The sequence below is a fragment of the Paenarthrobacter nitroguajacolicus genome (assembly GCF_031455195.1).
Taxonomy (GTDB): Bacteria; Actinomycetota; Actinomycetes; order Actinomycetales; family Micrococcaceae; genus Arthrobacter; species Arthrobacter nitroguajacolicus_D.
In genome coordinates this window covers 416,645-439,695 of record NZ_JAVDSH010000001.1, presented here as the reverse complement: position 1 = coordinate 439,695, position 23,051 = coordinate 416,645, and the positions used below count along the sequence as shown (strand labels likewise).

The 23,051-nt window shown below is 64.8% G+C and carries 21 protein-coding genes; 11 read left to right on the top strand and 10 right to left on the bottom strand.

Annotated features, from left to right (window positions below; all coding sequences use genetic code 11):
* Nucleotides 1-77 precede the first annotated feature (77 nt).
* On the top strand, nt 78-2,717 hold the full coding sequence (gene hrpB / locus J2Y68_RS02055) for an ATP-dependent helicase HrpB (RefSeq protein ID WP_309989034.1): 2,640 nt from the start codon (nt 78-80) through the stop codon (nt 2,715-2,717).
* On the opposite strand, the gene J2Y68_RS02050 is transcribed toward hrpB, so the two are convergent.
* The gene (locus J2Y68_RS02050) at nt 2,714-4,348 is read right to left on the bottom strand and encodes an amidohydrolase (RefSeq protein WP_309989032.1); all 1,635 of its coding nucleotides are present in this window, start codon (nt 4,346-4,348) and stop codon (nt 2,714-2,716) included. The two genes, hrpB and J2Y68_RS02050, sit on opposite strands and share 4 nt — an antisense overlap.
* Nucleotides 4,338-5,795: an APC family permease gene (locus J2Y68_RS02045; RefSeq protein ID WP_309989030.1), complete on the bottom strand. Its 1,458-nt coding sequence runs from the start codon at nt 5,793-5,795 to the stop codon at nt 4,338-4,340. Before J2Y68_RS02045 ends, J2Y68_RS02050 begins: the two co-directional genes overlap by 11 nt.
* A 161-nt stretch (nt 5,796-5,956) precedes the next feature.
* On the opposite strand from J2Y68_RS02045, the gene J2Y68_RS02040 reads away from it, so the two are divergent.
* From J2Y68_RS02040 to J2Y68_RS02030, 3 genes are all read left to right on the top strand, one after another.
* Nucleotides 5,957-6,574, top strand: a complete 618-nt coding sequence (locus J2Y68_RS02040) for a TetR/AcrR family transcriptional regulator C-terminal domain-containing protein (protein ID WP_309989027.1) — start codon at nt 5,957-5,959, stop codon at nt 6,572-6,574.
* 2 nt (nt 6,575-6,576) lie between these two features.
* Entirely contained in the window at nt 6,577-7,323 is a 747-nt protein-coding gene (locus tag J2Y68_RS02035) for a M50 family metallopeptidase (protein WP_309989025.1), read from the top strand.
* A 160-nt stretch (nt 7,324-7,483) separates the two neighbouring features.
* Nucleotides 7,484-9,574, top strand: a complete 2,091-nt coding sequence (locus tag J2Y68_RS02030; RefSeq protein ID WP_309989022.1) for an elongation factor G-like protein EF-G2 — start codon at nt 7,484-7,486, stop codon at nt 9,572-9,574.
* A 3-nt stretch (nt 9,575-9,577) separates the two neighbouring features.
* Here the strand turns inward: J2Y68_RS02030 and J2Y68_RS02025 are convergent, their stop codons facing one another.
* Entirely contained in the window at nt 9,578-10,243 is a 666-nt protein-coding gene (locus J2Y68_RS02025) for an alpha/beta hydrolase family protein (protein ID WP_309989019.1), read from the bottom strand.
* Between the two features lie 99 nt (nt 10,244-10,342).
* Here J2Y68_RS02025 and ligD point away from each other — a divergent pair, with 99 nt between their 5' ends.
* Nucleotides 10,343-11,368 (top strand): non-homologous end-joining DNA ligase, encoded by a 1,026-nt coding sequence (gene ligD, locus J2Y68_RS02020; protein ID WP_309989016.1) that lies wholly within the window; start codon nt 10,343-10,345, stop codon nt 11,366-11,368.
* A 37-nt stretch (nt 11,369-11,405) separates the two neighbouring features.
* On the opposite strand, the gene J2Y68_RS02015 is transcribed toward ligD, so the two are convergent.
* From J2Y68_RS02015 to J2Y68_RS01990, 6 genes are all read right to left on the bottom strand, one after another.
* Nucleotides 11,406-12,026: an L-threonylcarbamoyladenylate synthase gene (locus J2Y68_RS02015; RefSeq protein WP_309989014.1), complete on the bottom strand. Its 621-nt coding sequence runs from the start codon at nt 12,024-12,026 to the stop codon at nt 11,406-11,408.
* A 20-nt stretch (nt 12,027-12,046) separates the two neighbouring features.
* Nucleotides 12,047-12,910 (bottom strand): ABC transporter permease, encoded by an 864-nt coding sequence (locus J2Y68_RS02010; RefSeq protein WP_309989011.1) that lies wholly within the window; start codon nt 12,908-12,910, stop codon nt 12,047-12,049.
* Nucleotides 12,900-13,895, bottom strand: a complete 996-nt coding sequence (locus tag J2Y68_RS02005; protein WP_309989008.1) for an ABC transporter ATP-binding protein — start codon at nt 13,893-13,895, stop codon at nt 12,900-12,902. The genes J2Y68_RS02010 and J2Y68_RS02005 overlap by 11 nt, the downstream gene beginning before the upstream one ends.
* The gene (locus tag J2Y68_RS02000) at nt 13,892-14,962 is read right to left on the bottom strand and encodes a LolA family protein (protein ID WP_309989005.1); all 1,071 of its coding nucleotides are present in this window, start codon (nt 14,960-14,962) and stop codon (nt 13,892-13,894) included. Before J2Y68_RS02000 ends, J2Y68_RS02005 begins: the two co-directional genes overlap by 4 nt.
* An 86-nt stretch (nt 14,963-15,048) precedes the next feature.
* Nucleotides 15,049-15,957 (bottom strand): N-acetylglucosamine kinase, encoded by a 909-nt coding sequence (locus J2Y68_RS01995; protein WP_309989003.1) that lies wholly within the window; start codon nt 15,955-15,957, stop codon nt 15,049-15,051.
* Nucleotides 15,954-16,181, bottom strand: a complete 228-nt coding sequence (locus J2Y68_RS01990) for a hypothetical protein (protein WP_309989001.1) — start codon at nt 16,179-16,181, stop codon at nt 15,954-15,956. Before J2Y68_RS01990 ends, J2Y68_RS01995 begins: the two co-directional genes overlap by 4 nt.
* Nucleotides 16,182-16,293: 112 nt before the next feature.
* Between J2Y68_RS01990 and J2Y68_RS01985 the strand changes: the two genes are divergently transcribed.
* The 6 genes from J2Y68_RS01985 to J2Y68_RS01960 all read left to right on the top strand — a co-directional run bounded on the left by J2Y68_RS01985 (nt 16,294) and on the right by J2Y68_RS01960 (nt 22,208).
* Nucleotides 16,294-17,025 carry a GntR family transcriptional regulator gene (locus tag J2Y68_RS01985; protein WP_309988998.1) on the top strand — a complete coding sequence of 244 codons (732 nt, stop codon included), beginning with the start codon at nt 16,294-16,296 and terminating at the stop codon, nt 17,023-17,025.
* Nucleotide 17,026: 1 nt separating this feature from the next.
* A complete protein-coding gene (locus J2Y68_RS01980; protein WP_309988995.1) occupies nt 17,027-17,821 on the top strand; it encodes an IclR family transcriptional regulator in 795 nt (264 codons plus the stop codon).
* Nucleotides 17,822-18,049: 228 nt separating this feature from the next.
* Complete coding sequence (locus J2Y68_RS01975; RefSeq protein ID WP_309988992.1) at nt 18,050-18,835, top strand: SDR family NAD(P)-dependent oxidoreductase; 786 nt, start codon at nt 18,050-18,052, stop codon at nt 18,833-18,835.
* A 45-nt stretch (nt 18,836-18,880) separates the two neighbouring features.
* Entirely contained in the window at nt 18,881-20,545 is a 1,665-nt protein-coding gene (locus J2Y68_RS01970) for an FAD-dependent oxidoreductase (RefSeq protein WP_309988989.1), read from the top strand.
* Nucleotides 20,542-20,832, top strand: a complete 291-nt coding sequence (locus J2Y68_RS01965; protein WP_309988986.1) for a Dabb family protein — start codon at nt 20,542-20,544, stop codon at nt 20,830-20,832. The genes J2Y68_RS01970 and J2Y68_RS01965 overlap by 4 nt, the downstream gene beginning before the upstream one ends.
* A gap of 35 nt (nt 20,833-20,867) precedes the next feature.
* Entirely contained in the window at nt 20,868-22,208 is a 1,341-nt protein-coding gene (locus J2Y68_RS01960) for an MFS transporter (protein ID WP_309988985.1), read from the top strand.
* Here the strand turns inward: J2Y68_RS01960 and J2Y68_RS01955 are convergent.
* Nucleotides 22,195-23,049 carry a PaaX family transcriptional regulator gene (locus J2Y68_RS01955; protein ID WP_309988982.1) on the bottom strand — a complete coding sequence of 285 codons (855 nt, stop codon included), beginning with the start codon at nt 23,047-23,049 and terminating at the stop codon, nt 22,195-22,197. The two genes, J2Y68_RS01960 and J2Y68_RS01955, sit on opposite strands and share 14 nt — an antisense overlap.
* Between the last annotated feature and the right edge of the window lie 2 nt (nt 23,050-23,051).

Below are 23,051 nucleotides of genomic sequence, written 5' to 3'. Positions count from 1 at the left end.
CCACCAAAAACACGAAAGGCCACGCCTCCTCCCGGAAGCGTGGCCTTTCCCGCGCCCCCAACAGGGACAATGGTCTGGTGACATTCAGACTGGACGCCATCGGCAGGGGACTGGTCTTCGCCGATTCCCTCGAAAACCTCGCCTCGGCCCTCACCAACCAGGGCGACGCCGGCACCGCAGTCGTGCAGGCACCGCCAGGTACGGGTAAAACCACTTTGGTGCCGCCGCTGCTGTCCAATCTTGTGTCCGAACGGCACCCCGGCCAGCCGCGCGTCGTCGTTACCCAGCCCCGGCGTGTCGCTGCCCGGTCCGCCGCCCGTCGACTTGCCGCCCTGGACGGCACCCGGCTTGGTGGCAGGGTTGGCTACACCGTCCGGGGTGAAAGCAAAATCAGCAACGACACCATGGTGGAGTTCGTCACGCCCGGCATCCTTCTGCGCAGGCTGCTGGCCGACCCGGGCCTTGAAGCCGTCCATGCGGTGGTCCTGGACGAGGTCCACGAGCGCGGCCTGGAAACGGACCTCCTTCTCGGCATGCTTGCGGAGGTCCGCGAGCTCCGGGACGACCTGACGTTGGTGGCAATGTCCGCCACGCTCGACGCACCGCGCTTCGCCGCGCTCCTTGGGAAAGCAGGGCCCGACGGCGACGGCCCGGCTCCCGTCGTCGACTGTCCGTCGGCGTTGCATCCGTTGAACGTTCGGTGGATGCCAGCCCGGGAGCAGCGGATGGATGGTCGGGGAGTGGCCCGCAGCTTCCTTGACCACGTAGCCCGCACCGCTGCGACCGCCCACGCTGCTGCCCTGGACACCAATCCCGAGGTGGATGCCTTGGTGTTCCTTCCGGGAGCCCGGGAAGTGTCCGACGTCGCTGCCCGCCTTCGGGGGCAGGTTACCGCCGGGATTGAGGTGCTGGAGTTGCACGGCCAGATTGGAACGGAGTCCCAGGACCGCGCAGTATCCGGCCGTGAGCCCGGAGGCCCGCCCCGGATTATCGTCTCCACGTCCCTGGCCGAATCGTCGCTCACCGTTCCGGGGGTCCGCCTGGTCATTGACTCGGGACTCTCCAGGGAGCCGCGCCGCGACGCGGGACGCGGAATGTCCGGCCTGGTCACCGTCTCCTGTTCCCGTGCCTCGGCGGAGCAGCGGGCCGGCCGGGCTGCGCGGCAGGGGCCGGGCACTGTGGTGCGTTGTTATGACCAGCAGGCGTTTGCCGCAGCCCCTGCGCACCAAACCCCGGAAATGTCCGTAGCGGACCTGACCGGCGCCGCCCTTGTTCTGGCTTGTTGGGGTGCGCCGGGCGGCGAGGGCTTGTCGCTTCCTGACCAACCACCTGCCATCGCCATGAGGGATGCTGTGGAGGTGCTCCGGGAATTGGGCGCCGTGGCGGATGACGGAAGCGCCACCAGTGTGGGCAAGACCTTGGCCAGGATCCCAGCCGACCCGCGGCTTGCCCGCGCCTTGCTGGACGGGTCCCCGGTTGTTGGCCCGCGCGCGGCCGCGGAAACGGTGGCGCTGGTGGCGGGGGACCAGCGGGCTCCCGGTGCCGATCTCACCACGTTGATCTCATCACTCCGTTCTGCGTCACACCCGGGCGCCCGGCGTTTCGCTGAGGACACCCGGCGGATGGAGTCGATTGCGCGGCGGGAGGCGGCCGCCGTCGAACCTTCCCACGGAAACGTCGCACCTTCCCAAGGAAACAAGGGCGTCACGGCGAGGGAAGCGCCCGGGTTTGTGGTGGCATTGGCGTTCCCGGATCGGATCGCCAGGCGCGTTCCCGGCGATGGTTCCACCACCTACCTGCTCTCGTCCGGAACGCGTGCCGGTCTCCCTGCGGGGAGCCCGTTGTCGGCCCATGAGTGGCTTGCTGTTGCCGAGGTGTCCCGCGCCCAGGGTCGTGACGCTGCCGGTACCGGCGCTGTCATCCGGTCGGCCGCACCGTTGTCGGCGGAGCTTGCAGAAGCGGCCGCGCCGCATCTCCTGGTCGCGGAGACGACGGCAAAGTTCGGCCAAGGGCGCGTAACCGCCACCCTGGAACGCCGTTTGGGCGCCATCGTCTTGTCCGCCACGCCTGTGCGACCCAGCGTGGAAGCCGGCCGGCATGCCGTGGCGGAGGCTCTGGAGAAAGCTGGGCTCTCCATGATTGGGTGGTCGGCGCCGGCCGACGCCCTGCGCAGACGGCTCGCATTGCTGCGTCGGGAGCTCGGTGATCCCTGGCCGGACGTCAGTGACGACGGCTTGCTCTCCAGGCTGGACGAGTGGTTGGCCCCCGAGCTGGAGGCCATCGCCTCCGGCTCGCCCGCCGGTTCGGTCAACCTCCTGGAGCCCCTGCGGCGCCTGCTGCCCTGGCCGGAGGCCTCGCGGCTGGACAGCCTGCTGCCCGAGCGCCTGGAGGTGCCGAGCGGTTCGCGGGTGCGGATCGATTATCCGGACGTGGACAACGACTCTGGCAGGCCTGTTGTGGCGGTCAAGCTCCAGGAGTGCTTCGGCTGGGACCGTACGCCACGCCTGGTCGATGGCAAGGTTCCGGTGCTCTTCCACCTGCTGTCACCGGCCGGACGGCCGTTGGCGGTAACGGACGACCTCACGTCGTTCTGGTCCGGACCCTACGCGCAGGTCCGGGCCGAGATGCGTGGGCGCTACCCCAAGCATCCCTGGCCCGAAGACCCGTGGACGGCGCCGGCCACGGCCAAAACCAAGAACCGGATGCAGGCCGGCTAGCCGAGCCGCTCCAACATGAACTGGATCTCGCCGTCCACGAAGGTTCCCAAAACACTGCTTGCGGCGAACTCGTCAGGCGCGGTGGTCAGGGGATCCATCTCGAAGGCTGTGAAGTCTGCGCGCTTGCCAACGGTGATGGAGCCCGAAACATCCCACAGCCCTGCAGCCTTGGCCGCGTGTGAGGTGTATCCCTCGAGGGCCTGGAGCGCGGTGAGGGCCTGGGCTGGGGCGATGGGCTGCTGCTCGGGATGTCCGGATCGCCGGCGCAGCTGCGAATCGGCGATGATGGGAAGCGGCTCGTAGGGTGCGATGGGCCAGTCCGAGCCGATGCCCAGGGTCACTCCGGCATCACGAAGGTCCCTGCACCGCCATGCCCGGTCCGCACGTTCGGGGCCCAGGCGGGTAGACCAGTTGTCGCTGTGGTCCGCGAGCGAATAGTGCGTGCAATGCGTTGGTTGCATGCTGGCCACCACTCCCGCGTCCTTGAAGCGTTCCACCAGTTGGTCCGGTACGGATTCGATGTGCTCGATCCGGTGCACGGTCCGGCGCAGGACATCGGCTGGAACAGTCTCGGCCAGCGATTCCAACGCATTCAATACATGGTGCACGCCCGCGTCTCCGATGGCGTGCGTCGCTGTGGGGATTCCCCGGGAGGCGAAGTAGCGGACAGCAGCGGTGTAGTCCTCGGGACGGGGCCAGAACGCTGCCGTGGATTGGCCAAGGGTGTCCGGTTCGTAGAGCCACGCGGTGCCGTTATCGACTGTCCCGTCCACGAAAAGCTTGATGGCCTCGATGGACCAGCGGCGACCACCGGTTCCGATGCTGCGGGCCATGTCCTTCCATTGGGCTTCGCCACTGCCTGGCATGCACCACGGAGCGGTCCGGAGCCTGAGGGGCAGTTCACCGTCTGCTTCCAGTGCCTGCAACAGGGCGGTCGATTCTTCACTGTGGTCCATGATGTGGCCGCCGGTCAGGCCGGAACGGGCGAAGTCCCTCAGCAGCCCGGCCAGCCGCGCCTTACGCTCGGCGAAGGACTCCTGCGGCATGTGCCGCTGGACGAGTTCCATGGCCGCGGCTTCCAGCAGGAGCCCGGTGGGGGTGCCATCGCCGTCGCAAACCACCTCCGAAGCCTGGTCGAATTCCTCCGGCCCGTGGACGCCGGCACGGTCAAGCGCCCGGCTGTTGGCCAGCGCCGAATGGCCATCGAACAGCCGTACAAGGGCTGGCTTCCCGCCGCTGACATCGTCCAAGGCATGGCGGTGCATGGGGGTGGTGCCGAAAGCGTTCGGGTTCAGGCCCCAGCCACGCAACCACTCGCCGTCGTTCGCTGCTTCCGTGCGCAACAGGGCGCGGACTTCCTCCAACGTGCCCGCGCCGGACAGGTCCACACCGACCGTAAGGTCAAGCCCAAATACGGGGTGGATATGGCAGTCCACCAGCCCTGGCGTCAGCGTAGCCGTGCCGAGGTCAACCACCCGTGTTCCCGCTTGGCGCCAGCTTTGGGCGTCCGAGCGGCTTCCGACGGCGGCAACCACGCCGCCGCTGACTGCGACGGCTTGTATGGGCTCATGGTGTGGCCGGTCATCCAGTGTGTGAACGGTGTCGGCCAGGATGATGAGGTCAGGAGTCATGGCTTTCGAAGCTTCCAATCCGGGAGAAGACGTCAGGGCGGTTGGTGCGCAGGCCGCGGGCAATCAGGAGGCCAGCGAGGAACACCAGCGGTGCCACCAGCAGCAGGATGGTGTTGGTCAGGGCATCGGCAAAGGTGAGGAGCTCGATGTTGATGGCGATCAGTGCCACCACTCCGAACAGCAGGACGGCCGAGGCGATGGTCAGCGGGATGATCAGGCGGTTCGTGACAGCGGCTGGGTTACGGCGCAGGTAGATGAAGGCAGCGACAGAAACCAAGCCCTGGAGGGCAACGATCCCGAATATGCCCGGAGTGTTGACCCAGATCAGCAGTTGCTTGTACGGGTCGGCCCCTGCGATCGCACAGATGATAATGACGACGGCGGCCAGGACAGTCTGGATCTGACCTGCACGATGCGGCGACTTGTATTTGGGGTGTGTCTTGCCAAGGAATGCGGGCAGGACGCCGTCTTTCGCCAGCATGTACACGTAGCGGTTGATGGCGTTGTGGAAGGCAAGCTGGGATGCGTAGACACTGGTCACGATCAGCACGTACATGACGACTTCGGCCCAGGGCCCCACGTATTGGTTGATGGTAGCGAAGAACATGCCATCGGCCAGTTCACCGGCAGCCTCCACCACGTTTCCGTCCCCATATGCCTGGATGACGGTCCAGACGATGAACGCGTAGAACACGGACATGAAACCTACGGCAATGTAGGTTGCCCGGGGGACCGACTTGTCAGGATTGCGTGCTTCGCGCCGGTACAGCACGGTGGATTCAAAGCCCATGAAAGCTGCGAAGCAGATGGCGAGGATGGCCAGCACGCCTGGCGTGAACGCGTGCTCGGGGGAGAAGGAGGAGAAGCTGATGCCTTGGGCGCCTCCACGGGCCAGGATTCCAACCCCCATGACGGCAAGGATTGCGGTTTCGGCGATGAGCAGGACCCCCAGGACCTTTGCTCCGACGTCGATGCCGCGGTATCCAAGGAACCACACCGCTGCGATCGCAACCAAGGCCACTACCGGCCAGGGAACGTCGAGGCCGAAGAGCGTGTGGAGCATTGCCTGGGTCTGGACGGCGAAGAGCCCGTAGACGCCGATTTGCAGGCAGTTGTAGGAAACGATTGCCAGGATGGCTGAGGCCAGGCCCACGGTCTTGCCCATGGCCAGCGTGATGTATGTGTAGAAGCCGCCGGCGGCTTTGACGTGCTTGGTCATGGCCATGAAGGAGATGGCGAAGACCAGCAGCACAGCGCCAGCGATGACGTAACCCATCGGGGCGCCGATGCCCCCAACGCCAAGGGCTACTGGTGCCACTCCGGCCATCACGGTGAGGGGGGCTGCTGCGGAGATCACCAGGAAGGCGATGCCGCCGGTGCCAATGGCATTCCGTTTGAGCCCGTTCCCGGCATCAGCTGCCGGCGGTCGGGTTTCGAGGTCAGACATGGGGGTCCTCTGGGGTTATGTGGGGAGGGGAAGTTTTCAGGGTTTCGGAACATAAAGCGAAAGGCTTTCGTTTATCGTAAGGCCCTGTGACCAGCGGCACAATACTTGGGCGCAAAGTTCTGGCTAGAGTCGTAACAACAACCTTGAATGGAGACACCCGTATGGCACGCCCGCTGGTCCCGCTGATATCCGTCGACGCACTCGTCACCGCCGCCCTCGAACTGGTGGACGAGGCGGGGGACTTCAGCCTGCCCAAACTGGCCAAGCGGATCGGCGTCAGCCAATCCTCCATCTACAACCACGTGAGCGGTCGCGAAGAGATACTTGAGCTCATGCGCGGGCGGATCATCGCAGAATTGCCCTACGTCCTCGGCGACGACCAGGATTGGGAAGCATCACTTCGCGCGATCGTCCGCAGTTACCGCGACGCTTTTGCCCGCCACCCCAGGCTCGCGCCCCTGCTGGTACTCCAAACAGTCCAGGACCCCCAAGTACTGGCGCTTTACGAAAACCTTGCCGTCGCCCTCCGCACGGCCGGGTTCACCGGCCGGGACGTGGTCTCCGCGATCTCCACCATTGACAGCTTCGCGCTGGGCTTCGCCCTGGACCTGGCAGCTCCTGACGTCGTCTGGGCTCCGCCGCAGCACGGCTATCCGACGCTCACCCATGCCCTGACCTATGCGGGCCCTCCCACTGAACGCGGTGAAGCCGCTTTCGAATTCGGTCTGGAAATCCTCATCGCAGGCCTCCACTCGCGCCTCCAGTCGACGGTGCAATAGACGTGGACGCTGCTGGAAATGTGGCCCACAACTGGTGGGACGCGGTGCTTCGGGGTTTCACCGACACCCATACCACTGCAGTTCCCCTCCCTGCCCTGCTCGGCATTCTCGCCTGCTCCGTGGTCCTGAGCATCCCGCGGCCCACGTGGCGCTGGTTCGGCCTGTACGTCACGTTCGTCCATGAACTCGGCCACGCGTACGCAGCGCTGATGACCGGCCGCTTCGTGCACGGACTCCGGATCGGGCTGGACCATTCGGGCCGACTGGTTAGCAGCGGACGCAGCTCCTTCGGGGCGGCGTGGTCAGGCTTCTGGGGCTACCCGGCACCGGCCCTTGTTGGGTTATGCCTGATTGCCGCCTGTGCCGCTGGGCGTTCTGGTGCAGCCATGTCCGTCGGCGCGCTGATCCTGCTGATTTCGCTGGTTTTCCTCAGGAACCTCACTGGCATCCTGGTGGCCCTGTTCAGTGCGGCCTTCGCCCAAGTGCTGATCCTGTTCGCGGCACCCACCACCGTCAATTACGTGGTGTTGGCGCTTGGCGTCGCCCTGTCCGTGGGCGGAGTCCGCGATCTCTTCAAACTGGTCGGGGTACACACCAAGCGCCGGGAACGGCTGGCGGCCTCCGATGCGTTCATTCTTGGCCGCACAACGGGTGTTCCGGCCTACGTCTGGCTGGCCGGATTCACCGTGGTTGTAGCTGGGTGCTCACTCGCGGCAGCCTGGTTGCTGTGGGGCATGCTCACCGTTTAGTCCTCCGCTGGACCGGTGGGTCGAAGAACGACGCCGGGCGGCTGGTTTTGCTCTCTGCAAGCCCTTGCCCCATGGTCGCCTCAGGGTGTCCAATCCTCTTTAACGTTCCAACTGCAGGGCGTTTGCACTGAGCGCCGGGAGAGAACACCAGGAGGTGCCCATGTCCGTGAAGGGCACGCGCGAATCGGCAAAAGCAACCGCCCCGGGTACCCCCGAGGCCAAGCGCGGCGACAACGGCTGGTCCTTATCGCCCGGCGATCCTGCCGGCATCCGGAATGTGGCACTCGTCGGACATTCCGGCGCAGGTAAGTCGATGCTGGTGGAAGCCCTGCTTGCAGCCACTGGCGCCATTCCCAGGATGGGCACCATCAGCGACGGGACCACGGTCAGCGACTCGGATCCGTCGGCGATCCATCAGCAACGGTCCGTGACGATGTCGGTGGCGCCGATCCGGGTCGGAGCGATCAAGGTCAACCTCATCGACACCCCCGGCTACACCGACTTCACCGGGGAACTTCGGGCTGGTTTGAGGGCCGCAGATGCGGCCCTCTTTGTTGTATCCGCCGTGGAGGACATCGACAGCGCCACCATTGCGTTGTGGGGCGAGTGCCGGAAGGTCCGGATGCCGCGTGCGGTAGTGCTCAGCAAACTGGACCATCCGCGCGCTGACTTCCGCGCCGCCGTCGTGCGTTGCCGGGAATCGTTCGGTGAGTCTGTCCTGCCGCTGTACCTTCCCGCTGACGACAATGCCGGCCTCATCGGAATCATCCATGGCAACAGCAGCGAGGTGGCAGTGGAGGAGGCCCGGGGCCCATTGGTTGAGGGCATCATTGCCGAAAGCGAAGACGAGACCCTGATGGACCGGTATTTGGGTGGCGAAGAACTGCCACTGGGCGACCTCATCAAAGACCTCGAAACCGCGGTAGCCAGGGGGAGTTTCTTCCCCGTCATTCCCACCGCCGCCGAATCAGGCTTGGGACTCGCTGAGCTCATGGCCCTCATGACCGAAGCCCTGCCATCCCCATTGGAACGGGTTCCTCCGCCGGCCACGACGTTGGACGGCGCATCGCTGAAGCCCCTGCAGTGCGATCCGGCAGGGCGCCTGGCGGCTGAAGTGGTACGCACCACAGTGGATCCCTTCCTTGGCCGAGTGTGCCTTGTCCGGGTCTTCTCAGGAACCCTGAGGGAAGATTCTTCGATCCACGTCGGCGGGAGGGGACTCGCGGACAGGGGCCATGAAGACCACGACGCCGACGAACGCGTCACCCATCTCTACTCGCCCGTTGGTCAGGCACTGAAAGCAGTCCCACAGTGCATTGCCGGTGACATCTGCGCGATCAGCAAACTCGCCAACGCCGAGACAGGTGACTCAATATCAGACCGTGAGGCGCCGCTGCTTCTCGAGACCTGGAACATGCCCGAGCCGCTGATGCCGGTCGCCATTGAGGGTGCCTCCAGGAGTGACGAAGACGCCCTTGCCAAGAGCATCGGCAAAGTGGCGGCCGCCGACCCCACGCTGCGTCTGGAACGCAACCAGGACACCCACCAACTCATCCTCTGGTGCATGGGTGAGGCCCACGCAGAAGTAGTTCTGGACCGGCTGCGTAGCCAGGGGGTCAAGCTCCAGACAGTGGACGTGGTCACGCCTCTCCGTGAGACCTTCGCTACCAAGGCAACCGGCCATGGCAGGCACGTCAAGCAGTCAGGCGGCCATGGGCAGTTCGCCATCTGCGACATCGAAGTCGAGCCGCTCACCCGCGGCGAAGGATTCGTCTTCACCGACAAAATCGTGGGCGGAGCAATCCCGGGAACGTTCGTTGCTTCCGTGGAGAAAGGCGTCCGGGCACAGATGCTTAAAGGTGTTTCGGCCGGTTTTCCCGTGGTGGACATCAAAGTGACGTTGGTGGGCGGCAAGACGCACAGCGTCGATTCCTCGGATGCGGCCTTCCAGGCGGCCGGGGCCCTGGCCTTGCGCGAAGCGGCAGCCGCCGCAAAGATCCAACTCCTTGAACCGGTATCCGCTGTTGTCATCAGCGTTCCCGATGAGTATGTGGGTACGGTGATGGGTGACTTATCGGGGCGGCGGGGACGCGTCACCGGAACCACGGCCGATGACGCCGAAGGGACCGAAATCAGTGCCGAGGTCCCTGATCAGGAACTCCTGCGCTATGCGATAGAACTGCGCGCGCTGACGGCCGGAACGGGCCGCTTCCGGCGCTCCTACCTCCGTCACGAACCCCTGCCGAAATAGGAACTATGGGTTGGCGCGCAGGAAAGCGGCCACCGCGGGGACAAGCGAGGCACCCACTTCGGCTGCGCCCCGCTTCACGCCCTTGACCGCGAACGAATGGTCACCGCCCTCACACCACTGGAGGGTCGCCGTCGGGCCTATCTTCTCCACCACGCCTTCCAGCAATTCCGGCGTGGCAAACGTGTCGCGGGTCCCTTGGAGAAAGAGCATGGGCACAGTGACGCCGTAAAGGTGCTCGTCGCGTAGCTTTTCCGGCTTCCCCGGCGCATGCAACGGGTAGCCCAGGTACACCAGTCCCCGGGCGGGCATCCCTTCAGCCACTGCCATCGATGCCATGCGCCCGCCGAAGGACTTGCCGGACGCCCAGAGGGGTTCTCCGTTGCTTAGCCCTGCGGCCTGGTCCATGACGGCCCGCCAGGCAGCGACGGCCAGCGGCGGCCGATCCGGGAAACGCCGCCCGGCTTCGCGGTACGGGAAGTTGAAACGGAGGGTCGCGACACCTTCGTCGGCCATCGCTTCAGCGAAACCCTGCAGGAACGGGTGTTCCATTCCCGCACCAGCGCCATGGGCAACCACCAAGGTGGCCGAAGGGTGGTCCGGCCGGATGGAGAGGGCAGAAATTTCGACTTCATTGACGGCGATCCGCAAGGACGTTTCAGGCATAGGCATGTATCCATCATCCTGCAGCGGCCCGGCCTGCGATGGACATGGGCACCGGATCGGGCCGGAATGCTGACGCGGGCGGTTCAAACACGGTAGCTTGTGGCCATGGCGAGCGAAGCAACCACTGTCACCGTGCCCGGTCCCGACGGCCCCCGAGAGGTTCGAATTTCCAGTCCCAGCCGCGTCATGTGGCCGGAGGCAGGACTGACCAAGTTGGACCTGGCCAACTACCTCATTGACGTCGGCGAGGCCTTTGTCGCTGCCAACGGGAACCGTCCGGTCAGCCTGCAACGGTATTCGGGCAACATCGAGGGTGAGATGTTCTTCTCCAAGAACCCGCCCAAGGGAGCCCCTGACTATGTGCGTTCCGTGCTCGTCACGTATCCGAGCGCAAGGTCCCATCCGCAATTGGTCATCGACGAGCCGGCCGCTGCGGTGTGGGCGGCACAAATGAACACTGTGGTGTTCCATCCGTGGGCTTCCCGGGCCGACGATCCGGACAACCCCGACCAACTCCGGATCGACCTCGATCCCCAACCGGGGACGGACTTTGATGACGCCAAGCCGGCCGCCCTTGAGCTTCGGTCAGTCCTGGAGGAGGCGGGCCTCACGGCGTTCATCAAGACGTCCGGCAACCGAGGGCTTCACGTCTACGCCCCGATCCATCCCAAGCATGAGTTCCTGGACGTCCGCCACGCCGTGATCGCCGCTGGCCGTGAATTGGAACGCCGCATGCCGGACAAGGTCACTACGGCCTGGTGGAAAGAGGAGCGGGGAAACCGGATCTTCGTTGACTTCAACCAGGCCAACCGGGACAGGACCATCGCCGGTGCCTACAGCCCACGCGCGGTGCCCACGGCCCAGGTGTCCTGTCCGCTGACGTGGGACGAACTGGATCACGCTGATCCAGCGAAGTACACCATCACCACAGTTCCCGACCGCCTGAAGAAAGTCGGCGACCCCTGGGCGACCATGCACTCGCAACCGGGAGAGATCGACGTTTTGCTCGACTGGTGGGAACGCGATGTCAGCAACGGCCAAGGCGAGATGCCCTTCCCGCCGGAATTTCCGAAGATGCCGGGAGAGCCCATGCGGGTGCAACCGAGCCGGGCCCGCAAGCTGGAGGAGTAAACCTCCGGAACCTTCGCCTGCGCCGTGGGTTCCGGGGCTATTCGAACCGCCAAGGATCCCCGGTTCCGCGACGCACGACTTCGGCAACGCCGCTGGAAAAGTCGATCACGGTAGTCGGTTCCGCCCCGGTGTCACCGGCGTCGATGACGCCGTCCACCTGGTTGTCCAGCCGTTCTTTGATCTCCCACCCTTGTGTCAGGGGTTCCTCCTGGTCGGGCAGGAGCAGTGTGCTGGACAACAGGGGTTCGCCCAGCTCGGCCAAAAGAGCCTGGACAACACGGTGGTCCGGGATGCGCACGCCCACAGTCTTCTTCTTGGGGTGCAGGAGCCGCTTAGGTACCTCGCGGGTGGCCGGCAGGATGAAGGTGTAGCTGCCGGGGGTGACTGCCTTGATGCTCCTGAAGACGTCATTATCGAGCATTACGAACTGGCCCATCTGGGCAAAGTCCTTACACACCAGGGTGAAATGGTGTTTGTCGTCCAGGTGCCGGATCGACCTGATGCGGTCCAGCGCTTCCCTGTTGCCGATCTGGGCGCCCAACGCGTAGCAGGAGTCGGTGGGGTAGGCGATCAGACCGCCGTCCTGCAGCATTTTGACCACCTGGCCGATGGCGCGTGGTTGGGGATCTTCCGGGTGCACGTCAAAGAATCTGGCCATGGGAAGAGCCTACGACAAAGCTAGGACAGGACGTCCTTGTTTGAGAATTTTGCGTAGGCCAGCGCGCCGCACACAGCTATGTACCCAGCCTGCAGCAAGGCGTTCGCACCGAACGATGTCCAGTCAATCGGCTGGCGGAGCAGATCCGCGAACCCCAGCCAGTGGTGGCTGAACAGCCACGGGTGCAGCCAGTCCAGTTGCGGTAGGTTATCGAGCACCTGTGAGACGACAGAGAGGACAATCGTGGCGGCCATGGCGCCCACCGGCACGTCCGTAAAGGTGGAAATCAGTAGCCCTATCGCGGCCAGCCCTAACAGCGACACTGTGATGTAGCCCGCGACCAGAAGGGACCGCAGGACCGATTCGCCCACACTGATGGTGTCGCCGGAGAGGAGCGTCACGGGTCCCACAGGAAAAAGTACGACGCCGGCCAGGGCACCGGACGCTGCCACGGTCACCGTCGCGGCGAAACAGAAAGCGACAGCCCCTGCATACTTGACCAGCAGGAGCCTGATGCGGCCTGCAGGTGCAATCAACAGGTAGCGCAGGGTCCCCATGTTGGCTTCGCCGGCTATGGTGTCCCCAGCCACCACGCCAATGGTCAGGGGCAGGAACAACGGTACGCAAACAACCAAGGCGGTCACTGCCACGAACAGCCCGTTCTGGGTGATGCGGTCCAGGAACAGCGGCCCCCGGCCTGGGGCGACTGGCCGGGACGACAATTTGACGGCCAACGCGATGAGAAGGGGTACGGCGGCGAGGGCCAGCAGCATGGCCCAAGTGCGGAGGCGGCGGAAAAGCACCGACAACTCGGAGCCAAGCAGGGACCAGCCAACCGCGGGCCGCGCTCCCGGGCTTGAATGCGTGGTGGTATCAGCCGACAACGTCGAACCCCTCTCCGGTCAGGGACACGAACCGGTCTTCCAGGCTCGAATCTTCAATGGCGAAACGCCGAACCCGGACGCCGTCGGCAACCAGCGCCGCGACGATCACCTCGGGAGCCGGTCCGTCCAGTCCACCGTCCAGCACTGCCCTCGCCTCGCGTGGCCCTGCCGCACCCGGTATGGCGGCGGGGACGAGCCCGAGGCGCGCCAGGACGCTCGTGGCCAGTTCGGCGTCGGGCGTTTCAACCACAACCTGCCTCTGGCCCGAGGACCGCAATTCGTCCAGCGGTCCTTGGGCGACCAGGCGCCCGGCGCTCATCACACCCACGTGGGTGCACATCTGTTCCACCTCGGCCAGCAGATGGCTGGAAACAAACACCGTGGTCCCGCCCGCAGCCAGGGAACGCACCAAATTGCGGACCTCACGGGTGCCCTGGGGGTCCAGTCCATTGGTGGGTTCGTCAAGGACCAGCAGTTCCCGCGGCCTGAGCAGCGCGTTCGCCAAGCCCAGGCGTTGCTTCATGCCCAACGAATAGGCGCGGACCTTCTTGCCGGCAGCGTGGCTAAGCCCGACACGGTCAAGGGCATCCGCGACGCGCTTGCGGCGTGTCGCCGACGAGGCGTGGCGGTCAGCGGAATCGAGGCGCATGAGGTTTCCGGAGCCGGAGAGAGATGGGTAGAAGCCCGGCCCTTCCACCAAAGCGCCCACGTCCGGGAGGACGGCTGCCAGCGCCGCCGGCATGGACTGGCCCAAGACCCGGATGTCACCGCTCGTGGCGGAGGCCAGTCCCAGCAGCACCCGGATGGTGGTGGTCTTTCCCGAGCCGTTGGGTCCAAGGAAACCGAACACTGCTCCGCGCGGTACAGCGAGGTCTATGCCGTCCACAGCGGAGCGGTGCCCGAAGCGTTTGACCAGCCTGTTTGTCTCAATGGCCAGCCCCGCAGGGTCCGCGGTCCCGTGTTGCTCGGGTGCGGGCCCCTTCACTGCGCGGCAGCGGCTGACTGGAGCCGCTCCAATGGCACCAGCCCTGCAAGGACGCGACCGTCGTCGAGAATCAGGACGCTCACCAGTGACGAGGCCAACGCCCGGCCCCCGGAAACGGCTTGCAACACCTGGGAGAGCTGGGGGTTGGAAGTAAGCCCGGCGGGCACGGCAGCGGCAGGCAGGATGGCGATCGATTCCCACCCTTCGCCGGTAACCATGGCGCCGTGCCGCGATGGTGCTTGAGCCGCAGCGTTGGGCACCGGGATGGGCTGCGCGGGGAGTACCTTGCCGGTGACCGTGGCACCCGCTGGAGGACTGAACTGGAACAGCCCGGGATCCGGCGCAGAAAGGTTCAGTTCAGTGAAGGCGAGGGAGTAGGCAGGTTCGGCTTGGTTCTTCGCACGGACGTGGACTCCCAGCGGGAAGCCTGTTTCGGAGTCGACGTCGATGGTCACCGAGGCCACCAGGGTGCCGGAGCCGTTCGGGGCCAGGTTCAGTTGGTACGCACTGCGTCCGGCAACCGATGAAGCCTCTCCGACTGTTACCTCTGTTCCGGCATCAACAGCAGCGAGGAACCGGCTGGCCAGTGCCTCGGGCGTGGGCATGGCGCGCTTGCTTGGCAGCGTTTCCGTGGGGCCGCCGACATCCGGGGCTTGGAGATGGGTGGCACTGTTGTCCGCTGAGTTGTAGAACCACGCATCCTTGCCATTGACGATCAGGTCGCGCTCAGCCATGGTGTCCATGATTTGCAGGCGCACCTTGGTTGGGTCGCCCACGAAGACGCGCGCGGTGTGGGTACCCGTCAGGAATTCCAATGCGGAGGCAGCCCCGGGAGTGACGCCAGGACCTGACGAGGGAAGTGCCGGAAGCCCCAGCTCCGCAGTCTGTTCGAGTGTGCCGGAGAACGAACGCACTTGCGTGCGCGCAATCATGGCGAGAACCTCATCGGCTGTCTTCGGCGGGAGCGACACGGTGGCACCCGCCTGGACCGAACCGGTGAGTACTGCAAGGACCAGGGCAAGGGGGATCAGGAGAGCTGGCAGCCACCGCCGCTTGGCCCGCGTCATCGCTACCGACCACCGCACGTGAAAGGCATGGATTAAGACTACTCCGGTTCCGCCCCGGAACCGGAGTAGTCAGGCAGAAGCGGGAGCTAGCTTCGAATCAGCTGGCGTGCCAGTTCCACCGCACCATGAACCGGGGCCTGCGTCAGGATCCTGACGGAAGACGGGTCTTCGAGTGAAACTTTCCGGGCCACGGCGCCAGCAAGCTGGGTCTGGTTGACCAGCAGGCCCCCGGCCATGACGAGCGGCAGGTCCAAACCCAGTTCGCCCAGTACCTGGCGGGCCAGCGTTGCCAAGGAATGTGCGGCCTCAGCCTGGATCCGAACGGCAGCGGGATCTCCCTCTGACGCGAACTCCAAGACGAGCGGGGCCAGGCTGGCCCAGTGGTCCGGTTCCGGTTTCGCGTAGAAAAAGTCCATGAGCTGCAGGGCGTCGGCGCTGGCGGTCGCCTCCATCAGTGCTCGAACCAGGATTCCAGGCTCCAATCCGGCATAGTGCTCACGGAGTGCTTCCCGGACGGCGTCCCGCACCACTGAGTAGCCGCTGCCCTCATCGCCCAACAAGTAGCCATACCCGCCGCTTCGGGCTTCCCGTCCGTCAGCATTGCGGCCCCAGGCTACCGAACCGGTGCCCGCGACCAGCACGGCGCCGGCGTCGAGGCCTGCAGCTGCGAGGACAATCCGGGTGTCGTGGACGACATCGACCTTGGCGCCGGGGAAGTGTTCCATGAGGAGTGCGGACAGGACGGCACGGCTCGCTGGTGTGTCTGCGCCGGCGGCACCAGCGCAAACGGCTTGGACCCCGCGGCCCACACGTGCGGCAATCCGCCGCAAGACCGCGTCAGCGCCTTGGTGCCCGACGGACGACAAGTTTGCGCTGGTCTCAGTGATTTCGTCGGCGACGCTCCCCGGCGAACCGCTGACCTGCTGCGCTTCATCCGAGCGGACGGCGTGGGTCTTGGACCCCCCGATGTGGAGGCCCAGGACTGCCGGCGTCACCGGAGGACCGCCGATGCTTCGGTCCTGACCGGGGCGGTGACGCGGACCAAGAGCCCGGTCTGCTGCGCACCGTCCGTCCACAAGTTCCCGTTTTCCTTCAACTGGCGTCCCTTCGGTTCGGGTGCGGACTCTCGGACAAGCACTATGCCGAGGATAGCCAGTACTCCGGATACGGCGAAAGGAAACCCGCCACGGGTTTGCCGCAGGCTGTGCAGGATTGGCATCTTTGTCCCCAGGGGTTTGTGCGAAGGTAGGGAGTGCCCCTGGTTCGCGGTAGTTGGTTGAAACCAGCAGTCCTAAGATTGGCATAGACCAATCGCAGTGTCTACAAGTAGGATGTCCAACATGTCACCAGAAGCTGCACCTGCGGCGCCGAAGTACTACCTCCTCAAAACCGAGGTCTTGGCACTCATCGCTGGACTGCAGCCCGGCACGCTCATCCCCACCGAGCGGGCTCTGGCAGAAAAGTACTCAACCTCCCGCACCACGGTCCGGCAGGCGATCAGTGAGCTTGTGGCGGAAGGCAGGCTGGGCAGGATCCAAGGTCACGGAACGTTCGTTGCGCCCCCCAAAGTGACACACGTCCGGCAGTTGACGTCCTTCTCCGATGACGCCCGCACGCAGGGCCTTCGGCCGGCCTCCACCTTGATCGCCCTCGACGTCATGAAAGCGGACAACGTAGTCTCGGCACACTTGGGCCTTGACGAAGGCGCGCAGGTAACGCGGTTGGAGCGGATCCGCCTGATCGAAGGCGAGCCGCTGGCACACGAAGTCGCCTGGCTGCCAGGCAAGCTGGCACGCTTCAAGTCGAACCTGACCAAAGCCGGTTCGCTGTATGCTGCCCTCGCAGACGTCTACGGGATCCGGGTCGCGGACGTAGAAGACACCGTGGAGACCGCCTTGGCCGGTCCCGGGGATGTCCAGCTGCTCGGTATCGAGATGGGCGCTCCGCTGCTGGTGGTCCACAGGCTGGCCAGATCCGCCACCGGCGTTCCGGTCGAATGGACCCGCAGCACTTTTCGTGGGGACCGTTTCCGGTTCGTCTCACGCGTGAAATCAGGCGAGTAGTATGGCCAACTCGACGTCGGGCGAGTCCGTCATCCGTCGCGTCGTGAGGCTGGTGGGAGCCTTTGATGACTCCCACCGCACCATGAGCGTTGCCACGCTGGCCCGCCGCTCCGGGCTCCCGGTCACCACGACATACCGCCTGGTGGACGAGATGCTTGCCGAGGGCCTGCTTGAAAGGGAAGCCAATGCCGAGGTCCGCGTAGGCATACGGCTCTGGGAACTCGTCTCCAGGAGTTCCCGGATGGTTGGCCTGCGGGAAGCCGCGCTGCCGTTCATGGAAGACGTTCAGTCCGTGGTCCAGCATTCGACCACGCTGGGGATCCTGGACTCCGACGAGGTCCTGTACATCGAGCGGATCGGCTCCAGGGATTCGATGGTGGACATTACCAAGGTGGCCGGCCGGCTCCCCGTGCACGGCACATCCTCCGGGCTCGTCCTGCTGGCATTCTCGCCGGCCGCCTACCAGGACCTCTTCCTGTCCCGGACGCTGGAGAAGTTCACCGATGCCACGCTGACCAACCCAGCTGAACTGCGCCGTCATCTGGCAGCCATCCGGCAGCGGGGATTTGCATCCATGCCCGGAATCATCGTGCCGGAGTCGAGCGGAATCGCCGTGCCGGTGTTTGGCCGCACGAACACGGTCGTGGCTGCCTTGAGCGTAGTGGTGCCCAGGAATGAAGAAAACGCGGCCGTCCGGGTGCCCGTGTTGATGACGGCGGCACGTGGTATTTCGCGTGCCTTGGGTTGGCGTGGGGAGCTCAAGGGCGCGCTTCGCCAAAGCAATGGCAACATCTGATTCCCGTTCATCGGTAACGCTGTGGCCCCATTCACAGACCCGCTGGCAAAGTTGAGCACACAGCAGGGCACTGCGGACCGGACCACCGTCCAGCGCCATCCACGAGGGCACTGACCCTCAAGGCATTTCGCCCCAGTACACGAACCGGCCCCTTGGGCCCTCTTCTGTGCTGCCCTGCGCCGTAGTGATGTTTGAACGCCGCAATGCCGCGGCAGGAGGAGTTTGGTCATGGAGTCAGCACTACACGGAAAGTCCCCACAGGCGTCCCAGCGCGTGGCTGGGAAGGTGGCTGTGGTCACCGGCGGCAGGGGAGACCTGGGCAGCGCAACCGCCCGGTTGTTGGCTGAGAATGGGGCAACGGTGGCGTCCTTGGATCGCGCCGGGGCGCCGGCCGGAGGCAGCCGCCCCGGCATCACCGAATACGACGTCGATGTCACTGATGAGTCCAGCGTGGCGCTGACCATCGGGAAACTCAGCGAAGAGCTCGGCACTCCGGACATCCTGGTCAACGCGGCCGGCATCATCGGTGTCGCCGGAGCAAGCCATACCGCCTCCATGGATGACTTCAACGCGATCTTTGACGTCAACGTCAAAGGGGTCTGGCTCATGACCAAGTACGTGGTTCCCGGGATGATCACCAAGCAGTCCGGGAGCATCATCAACTTTTCGTCCATCCACGGACTCACCGGTGGACGCAACGTGCCGCTGTACCACGCAACCAAGGGCGCCGTCCGGCTGCTGAGCAAGTCCGACGCCGCCACCTACGGAGTCCACGGCGTTCGGGTGAACTCCATCCACCCCGGTTCCATGAACACCAGGATGAGCCGCCGGTCCGCGGAACAGTCCGAGATCGGGCCAGAGGCCTATTACCGGCAACTGGTGGGCAGCAACCCGCTCCCCAGGCAGGGTGAACCGGACGAAATAGCCTACGGCGTGCTCTACCTCGCCTCCGATGAGTCCCGATTCACCACGGGATCCGAACTGGTGATCGACGGCGGCTACACCGCCGTCTGACCCACCGATATCCGCAAGCTATTCCCTTTCCTGAAAGGCTCTTCCGTGAAATTTTTGAACGGCACACAGACCGATACCTACGACGTCGTAGTGGTCGGATCGGGCGCAGGCGCCCTGACCGCGGCGGCCACCGCCGCAAGGGCGGGCAAATCCGTCGTCGTCCTCGAAAAGGCCGAACTGCTGGGCGGCACCTCTGCGGTGTCGGGCGGCATGCTGTGGGTGGCCGACAACCACCACGCCCGCGAAGCCGGCCTGGACGACTCCAAGGAAGCCGCGGCGCAGTACATCCGCGCCGTAGCGCGCGGCCGCAGCCGTGAAGAGCTCCTGGACGCTGCCCTCGACTTCGGGGACACCATGCTCCGTTTTACCGAGGACGAATGCGGGGTCCGGTTCATTTTCCTGGACAACTTCCCGGACTACCGCCAGGACCTGCCCGGCTCCGTCGAGGGCGGCCGCACCGTTGAACCTGAGCTGTTCAATATCCGCGAGGCACTCGGAGACCTTGCCCACCACGTACGTTCCGATGGCAGGGCACCGTTCACTATGCAGGAGTATGAAAACTGGGGTGCCTTCACCAAATTCCCGTGGAATGAACTGAACCAGCGGCAGGAACAAGGGCTTGTGGCCAAAGGCCATGCTCTGGTTGCCATGCTGCTCGCGAGCCTGGTCCGGGATGGCGCGGCGCTGGTGGTTGGCGCCCGCGGTCAACGCCTCCTGCTCGACGGCGGCAGGGTAGTGGGCGTCGAACTCGAGTCGGGTGAAACTTTCCACGCCAACGACGGGGTCGTCCTCGCGACCGGTGGCTTCGAGTGGGACAAGGCACGGGCCGATTCGCTGCTGGCCTCCCGCCTGTACATCATGTGTTCGCCGCCTTCCAACACCGGCGACGGACTGAAGATGGCACAGCGGATCGGGGCGCAGACCCGCGGAACCCGTGAAGCCTGGTGGGCCCCCATGTCCATTACGGGAGACACCCGCGACGGGGCACCCATTGGCACCTTGCTCAGGTTCGAACGGCAAGGACCCGGCTCGCTCATGGTCAACCGGCACGGGCGCCGCTTCGCCAACGAGTCCCAGAACTACAACGACCTCGCACGCTGCCTGCAGTCCTGGGATTCGCCGAACAACCAGACCCTGAACACCCCGGCACATGTGGTCTTCGACCACGGCTACTTGGAGCGCTACGGCGTCCTGGCTCACCGGGCCGGCCAACCGACGCCGGACTACCTGGTCGAAGCACCCACGCTGGAAGAGCTGGCCGAAAAGATCGGGGTCCCTGCCGACGAACTCAAGGCAACGGTCAGCCGCTTCAACGAATACGCCGTCAAAGGTGAGGACCCGGACTTCGGCCGGGGTGAAAGCGCCTACGACAAGTACTGGGGCGATGACGACTGCCCTTGGCCCAATCCGTCACTGGGCCCGCTGTTGACCGGTCCGTTCTACGCAATGGAGGTGGTCAATGGTGCGTTCGGAAGCAACGGAGGCGTAGCGACGGACGGCCGGGCACGCGTCCTGGATGTGGACGGCCAAGCTATCCCGGGCCTTTTCGCCGCCGGCAACACCACGGAAAATGCCTACGCTGCAGGCTACCCGGGGGCGGGCGCCACCCTTGGCCCCATCATGACCATGGGATACCTTGCGGGCCGGACCATTGCCGGCCAGCCGGCCGAGTATGCGGGAGCAAGCGTCCCGACAGGAGTGGGAGCATGATCCGCCATGCAGTGCTGTTCAAGTTCAAGCCGGACTTTCCCGCGGGGGACAAGGCCGCTTGGGTGGCAGGCTTGGACGCGATGGACGGCAACATTCCAGGCCTCCTGAAACTGACCCACGGCGCCGACGTCTTCCAGCACGAACGTTCCTTCGACTATGCGATCGTTGCCGACTTCGCCTCTGCCGAGGATATCGACGTCTATAACACCCACCCGCTCCACGAGCCCCTCAAGAAGTACTCGTTTCCCAACAGCGAGCACATCATCGCCGTCGATTTCCACCTCTGAAGCACCGCCTGGACGCCGTTCAAAGGAGAACAGCCATGACAACCACTGCCCAGCAGCCAACGACGCTGCCCAAGACCCCAGGGAAAGCGGCATTGGCCTCGTTCCTGGGAAGCACCCTTGAGTACTACGACTTCTTCATCTACGGCTCAGCCGCTGCGCTGGTCTTCGGTCCGCTTTTCTTTCCCTCCGACGACCCCGCGGTTGGCCTGATCGGAGCCTTCGCCACCTTTGGCGTGGCCTATGTGGCACGGCCGGTTGGCGGACTGGTCATGGGCCACTTCGGTGACAAACTGGGCCGGAAGAAGATCCTGCTCATCACCCTGGGCGTGATGGGGCTGTCGTCCCTCGGCATAGGGTTTCTGCCGAGCTACAGCCAGATCGGCGTCTGGGCTCCGGTCCTCCTGGTCATTGGCCGCCTGGCGCAGGGTTTCTCCGCAGGGGCGGAATCGGCAGGCGCGTCCACTTTGACCCTGGAACACTCACCGGAGGGCCGCCGCGGCTTCTTTACCAGCTTCGTCATGACCGGCTACGCCTCGGGCATGGTGCTCGCGACGCTCGTCTTTATTCCGGTATCCGCGCTGCCCACCGAGGCGCTGATGAGTTGGGGCTGGCGCATCCCTTTCTGGTTGTCCATCGTGGTGTTGGGCATCGCCTACTGGGTGCGGACGCACCTGGATGAGACGCCGGTGTTTGAGGACGCCAAGGACCGGAAGGCGGTAGCACCCATGCCGCTGCGGGAAGTCCTTCGTTTCCAATCCGCGGATGTGGCGAGGGTGGTTGGCATGTCCATCATGTCCGTCATGCAGACAATCTTCACGGTCTTCGGATTGTCCTACGCCACCGGTGCCGCAGGCTTCGACAAGGCGTCCATCCTCACGGTCAACGCAGTAGCCATTGGCCTGTCCATGTTCGTGATGCCGCTGACTGCCAAACTCTCCGACAGGTTGGGGCGCAGGCCATTGCTTATGACGGCAGCAATCGGCTGCTCGGTGACCATCTTTGCCTACTTCTTGGCGTTGTCCACGGGGAACATCTTCCTGGTCTTCGCCGCCGCGTTCATCAACATGACGTTGCTGTATTCCTGCTTCAACGGGATCTGGCCTGCCTACTTCGCCGAACTGTTCGCAGCCCCGGTCCGGTACTCAGGCATGGCTTTGGGGAACCAGCTGGGTTTGGTGGTGGCTGGTTTTGCTCCCCTCATCGCAGGACTGCTCCTGGGCAAGGGCCACGACGGATGGCTTCCCGTGGCCGGATTCGCGGTGCTGTGCATGGCCATAGCCGGAGTCTCCGCCTTCTTCTCCCGGGAAACCGCCAAGACTCCCATCGAAGAGCTGGGGGAGCCATACTGGCGGGGAATCGCCGTCAGGAAGCCGTAGCCGCAACCGTGCCTTGCAGGCAGCGTCGAACGAACTCCGCGCTGGGTTCGGCGTAGGCGGCAACGATCCGTTTGAACAATTCAGCACCCTCGGCCCCGGGCCAGTCGGCAGGCAGGAACGCCGGCGGCAACCCGGGGTCGAGGTACGGAATGATCCGCCATCGATCGATGCACTGGACGTAGGTGGCGAAGGCCTGCGCCGTCACGCCAACCCTTTGGCCTGAAGCCGCGGCGCCGTGTTCCCTGATGAAGTCCTTATGAAGTCCGGCCACCGCTTCCAGGTCCCACCAACTCGAGGCCGCGTCCCTGAGGCTGCCACCGACCAGGGGCGTTTCGGTCACGAAGACGGTTGCCATGTCCCGCAAGTCCAGGTCGGCGAGGATTTCCTCCACCTCCGCCCGCAGGGAATCAGGGCAGATCCACAGGCCCGCAGCCACTGTCCCGCAGCCGATCCAATGGAGCCTCCGCCGCAACTGGTGGCGCTTTTCGCGTTCAGTCTCCGGGATGGAAAAGGAGATCAGGCACCACGGATCGGCGTCACCCATGCTGCGTGGGTTGTAGATCCGGCGGTCGCCACGGGCCAGCATCGTGGATGCACCGTCGGTGAGCGTAAAGCCGGGGAGTCCGTCACGGCTTTCCTGCAGCACCACATCTTTCTTGCGCAGCCGGCCCAAAGCGGTCCGCGTAACAGTCCCGGACGTGCCGAGGGCCTCCATCAGCGCAACAATGTCCTTCGCCGACATCCAACCGCCGGCTTCCCTCAAGTACAGGCCAATGACGGTCCGCAACAAAGAGGTGGTACTCCCGGGCCGGGAGTCCATATCGTCCAGTACAGCGCTCACTT

Excerpts from the sequence above, each read along its gene's own strand:
- J2Y68_RS01965 (WP_309988986.1), top strand. The coding sequence starts at position 20,542 with ATGATCCGCCATGCAGTGCTGTTCAAGTTCAAGCCGGACTTTCCCGCG.
- ligD (WP_309989016.1), top strand. The coding sequence starts at position 10,343 with ATGGCGAGCGAAGCAACCACTGTCACCGTGCCCGGTCCCGACGGCCCC.
- J2Y68_RS01960 (WP_309988985.1), top strand. The coding sequence starts at position 20,868 with ATGACAACCACTGCCCAGCAGCCAACGACGCTGCCCAAGACCCCAGGG.
- J2Y68_RS01975 (WP_309988992.1), top strand. The coding sequence starts at position 18,050 with ATGGAGTCAGCACTACACGGAAAGTCCCCACAGGCGTCCCAGCGCGTG.
- J2Y68_RS02045 (WP_309989030.1), bottom strand. The coding sequence starts at position 5,795 with ATGTCTGACCTCGAAACCCGACCGCCGGCAGCTGATGCCGGGAACGGG.
- J2Y68_RS01980 (WP_309988995.1), top strand. The coding sequence starts at position 17,027 with ATGGCCAACTCGACGTCGGGCGAGTCCGTCATCCGTCGCGTCGTGAGG.
- J2Y68_RS01985 (WP_309988998.1), top strand. The coding sequence starts at position 16,294 with ATGTCCAACATGTCACCAGAAGCTGCACCTGCGGCGCCGAAGTACTAC.
- J2Y68_RS02050 (WP_309989032.1), bottom strand. The coding sequence starts at position 4,348 with ATGACTCCTGACCTCATCATCCTGGCCGACACCGTTCACACACTGGAT.
- J2Y68_RS02025 (WP_309989019.1), bottom strand. The coding sequence starts at position 10,243 with ATGCCTATGCCTGAAACGTCCTTGCGGATCGCCGTCAATGAAGTCGAA.
- J2Y68_RS02015 (WP_309989014.1), bottom strand. The coding sequence starts at position 12,026 with ATGGCCAGATTCTTTGACGTGCACCCGGAAGATCCCCAACCACGCGCC.
- J2Y68_RS02040 (WP_309989027.1), top strand. The coding sequence starts at position 5,957 with ATGGCACGCCCGCTGGTCCCGCTGATATCCGTCGACGCACTCGTCACC.
- J2Y68_RS02030 (WP_309989022.1), top strand. The coding sequence starts at position 7,484 with ATGTCCGTGAAGGGCACGCGCGAATCGGCAAAAGCAACCGCCCCGGGT.
- J2Y68_RS01990 (WP_309989001.1), bottom strand. The coding sequence starts at position 16,181 with ATGCCAATCCTGCACAGCCTGCGGCAAACCCGTGGCGGGTTTCCTTTC.
- J2Y68_RS02000 (WP_309989005.1), bottom strand. The coding sequence starts at position 14,962 with ATGACGCGGGCCAAGCGGCGGTGGCTGCCAGCTCTCCTGATCCCCCTT.